The organism is Streptomyces xanthophaeus (assembly GCF_000725805.1).
Lineage (GTDB): Bacteria > Actinomycetota > Actinomycetes > Streptomycetales > Streptomycetaceae > Streptomyces > Streptomyces xanthophaeus.
Map to the genome: position 1 here is coordinate 1 of NZ_JOFT01000100.1, position 832 is coordinate 832.

At 62.6% G+C, this 832-nt stretch carries 1 protein-coding gene; it reads right to left on the bottom strand.

Going from position 1 to position 832, the window contains the following annotated elements; translation table 11 throughout:
- Positions 1-791, bottom strand: a 791-nt coding sequence (locus IO30_RS47730) for a class I SAM-dependent methyltransferase (RefSeq protein ID WP_280827095.1), incomplete at its 3' end; no start/stop codon positions are given.
- Positions 792-832 lie beyond the last annotated feature (41 nt).

The window sequence follows — 832 nt, forward strand, 5'->3', positions numbered from 1 at the left end:
AGCTTCCCCGCCAGACCCCGCAACACCCCAGACAAATAATCCACACCCGGGAAATACTGAACCACCGAATTCAGTACCACCACATCGAAGAACTTGTCCGGAATCCCCTCCAGCACATCAGCCGCCTGCGCCCGCAGAACAACCCGGCCCCCCAGCCCAGCCGCCTCCACCTGCCCCGACAACCGGCCGATCACCGTCGCCGACACATCCGTGCCCCAATACACCTCACACCCAGGCGCCAACCGCGACAGCAACAACCCAGTCCCCACACCCACCTCAAGCACACGCCGCCGACGCCCAGGCCTCAAACCCTGCACCGCACGAACCGTCTCCTCCCTCCACTCCCCCATCGCATCCAACCCGATCAACCCACCCGAATAACTGCTCTCCCAACCAGAGAAGTCCTCCCCGAACCCCCCACCCTCCACCGCATACAACTCCTCATAAACCGACTCCCAACCATCCACCACCTCACCCGCAGAAACATCCCGAACATCATCTCCATCACCCGAAGAAACACCGGGAACCACATACCCCACCAACAACGGATCCCCGACACCACCCACCCCACCACGCGCCACCACAGCAGCCTGCGAAACCCCCGCATGCCGCACCAGCACACCCTCAACCTCACCCAACTCGATGCGGAAACCCCGCACCTTCACCTGACCATCAGACCGCCCCACATACTCCAGACCACCCCCCACCACCCACCGAACCAAATCCCCCGTCCGATACATCCGAGCACCCACCCCACCAAACGGATCAGCAACAAACCGCTCAGCAGTCAAACCACCCCGACCCACATAACCCCGCCCCAACTGCACACCCG